The 2,545-nt window shown below is 67.4% G+C and carries 3 protein-coding genes; 2 read left to right on the plus strand and 1 reads right to left on the minus strand.

Annotation, left to right across the window (positions count from 1 at the left end; all coding sequences use genetic code 11):
* The first annotated feature begins 206 nt into the window (after positions 1-206).
* A complete protein-coding gene (locus tag ACXJKR_RS29575) occupies positions 207-566 on the plus strand; it encodes a hypothetical protein (protein ID WP_457325885.1) in 360 nt (119 codons plus the stop codon).
* 144 nt (positions 567-710) lie between these two features.
* On the opposite strand, the gene ACXJKR_RS29580 is transcribed toward ACXJKR_RS29575, so the two are convergent.
* The gene (locus ACXJKR_RS29580; protein ID WP_457325886.1) at positions 711-2,141 is read right to left on the minus strand and encodes a wax ester/triacylglycerol synthase family O-acyltransferase; all 1,431 of its coding nucleotides are present in this window, start codon (positions 2,139-2,141) and stop codon (positions 711-713) included.
* 97 nt (positions 2,142-2,238) lie between these two features.
* On the opposite strand from ACXJKR_RS29580, the gene ACXJKR_RS29585 reads away from it, so the two are divergent.
* Entirely contained in the window at positions 2,239-2,490 is a 252-nt protein-coding gene (locus ACXJKR_RS29585; protein ID WP_056193669.1) for an acyl-CoA-binding protein, read from the plus strand.
* Positions 2,491-2,545: the final 55 nt, after the last annotated feature.

A 2,545-nucleotide genomic window follows, 5' to 3' on the forward strand; every position in this document is an offset into this window, starting at 1 on the left:
GGCCGACCCTGCCCTCGTCATGCGCGCCTACCCTTCCGCCGCCGGCCGCCCCAAGGCCAAGAAGCCGGCCACAGCGCCTTCCGCGCCCAAGGGCTGAGTCGATGCAAAGGCGCCTTCGGGCGCCTTTTGATTGGTGCAGTGCGGCGTGCATTTGCTTGCACTTAGGCGTAGCCTTGGGCTCACCTTGAGCAGCAAGGAGGTCCGCCATGAGAACCCTCGCAGTCACCATTGCGTCTCTGGTCACCGCGCTGCCGGCCTTCGCGGCCGACACACCGGCCAGCCACGCCCAGGCCGTGTTGCACGATGGTTGCGCCCAGGCCTATGCCAGCCACGTCGCCACCTACTACGCCGCCGGCGCGGTGGCGCCGACCTTCACCGGCGAACGCCCCAAGGGCGACCACCGGTACTACAACGACGCCAAGCCCTGCGACGAAGCGCAGTTCGCGTCCTATCTGGAAAAGGCCGACCCGGCCACGGTGACGATGGCCTATCCCACCGCTGCCGGCAAGGCCAAGCCCAAGAAGGCCAACGCCGTCACGACGGCGGCGGTGCCCAAGTCGAAGTGAGTCCAGCCGGAGCGCGCGCCTTGCGGGCCGAGCGCCGGGCCGCTCCCTAGCCGGCCCGCGTAAGGCGATGTGCTTGCTGGTCAATCCGGCAAGCATCGCCGTCACCTCGGGGGACCGGCCAAGGTATGCCCTTGGACGAGGGGCTCAGGCTTCCCAGGGCATCATCAGCGCCAGCATCAGCAGCTTCTCGAACTCCGGCGCAAAGTTGGCGATGATGGCCTCGGGGTCGGGGCACAGGCCGGTGTCGGTGATGAGGCCGAACTGCACGCGGCCGGCGTAGGTCAGGATGCTGACGCCCATGCCGATGTCGCCCGACTGCGGCACCCAGAACATCACCTTCTCCACCGTCGAGCCGCAGAACTTGAGCGCCTCGGCCGGGCCCGGCACATTGGTCATCACCGCCGTCGCCTTCTTGGCGAAGAGGTTGAGCATCGCGTGCTGCACGGGCTTGATCAGCAGGCCGGCGACAGACAGCAGGCCGAAGGCCATCACCGGCTGGAAGCTGCCCTTGAGCTCGCTCATGCGCGCGCGTACCGCGAACAGCCGCTCGATGGGATTGGCGATGCCGATGGGCAGCACCAGCGGCACCAGGCCGAAGCGGTTGCCGAGTTGCCAGGCCTGCTCCAGCGGGCGCAGATTGACCGGCACCATGGCGCGGATCTCCTTGCCCGCCGGGTCGTCGCCCTTGTCCGCCAGGTAGCGGCCGATGGCGCCGGCCGCGCAGGCCAGCAGCACGTCGTTGATGGACGCGCCCAGGGCCTTGCCGACCGCCTTGACCTCGTCCAGCGCCAGGCTGTCATCCCAAGCCACGGTCTTCTTCGAACCGGGCTTGCCCTTGAGGCGCGTCGGCGAATCGTCGGGCATCAGCGCAAAGGCGGCCACGTCGGACACGGCCTGGTAGCCCATGCGGGCCATCTCCAGCGACGAGTCCATCGGCGTGTCGCCACGCATGGCCAGGTCCACGCCCTTGGCCACGCCCTTGCCCGTCATGCCGATGGCCTTGACGGTCAGGTTGCTCAACGGTCGCAGGAAGGCGTCGAGCAGCCAGTCCGCCTCGCCGGGCTCCTCAACATCTTTTGTCGCGCGCTTGGGCGGCGCCTTGCCGCCATCGGTGATGGACAGCATGACGGCGATCAGCGCGATGCCGTCGGCAATGCAGTGGTGGATGCGGGCAATCAGTGCGCTCGTGCCGTCGCCCATGTCCTCGATGAGCTGGAACTGCCACAGCGGGTGGGCCGGGTCCAGCGCCTCAGAGCACAGCTCGGCGACGCGCTCGCGCAGCACCTCGTCACGGCTCTGGCCGCGCAGGGGCAGCGGCACCTCGGCGACAACGTGGCGGGCGATGTCGAAATCCTTGTCGGCCACCCACTGGGCGCCCAGCAAGGCGTCCTCGACGACCTTTTGCCGAAAGCGCGGGTACTGCAGCAGCCGTTCGGCCACGCGTTCGCGCAGCGCGGCCAGCGTGATGCCGGGGCGGATGGACCAGACCCCGACGATCATCATCAGGTTGGCCTCGGTGTCCATGCGCAGCCAGGCGGTATCCACCTTGGACATACGTTCGCTGCTGGGGCCCATGCGTCTCCTCGGATTCGTTATTGGCCGGGCCTAAACTCGGCGGCCCGTCGGTCGATTGTCATGAGAATCGACGCCCCAATCAGCCTGGAGAACCCCCGTGAGCCTGAAAGACCAATTCGAAGCCGCTGTCGCCGACTCCAAGAACCTGGCCGAGCGGCCGGACAACATGACGCTGCTGAAGCTCTATGCGCTCTACAAGCAAGGCAGCGCCGGCGACGTCGACGGCAAGCGCCCCGGCTTCACCGACATGGTCGGTCGTGCCAAGTGGGACGCATGGAACGAGCTCAAGGGCACGAGCACCGATGACGCGATGCAGCAGTACATCGACCTCATCGAATCCCTGAAGTAAACCGGCGCCGTCGGCGCCCAAGAACCGGCTGGGCCTGTGCTCAAGCCGGTTTCTT

It is taken from the genome of Roseateles sp. P5_E11 (assembly GCF_054049355.1).

What these genes read in the sequence shown, in the direction of transcription:
- ACXJKR_RS29580 (WP_457325886.1), bottom strand. Translation starts at nt 2,141, where the DNA reads ATGGGCCCCAGCAGCGAACGTATGTCCAAGGTGGATACCGCCTGGCTG.
- ACXJKR_RS29575 (WP_457325885.1), top strand. Translation starts at nt 207, where the DNA reads ATGAGAACCCTCGCAGTCACCATTGCGTCTCTGGTCACCGCGCTGCCG.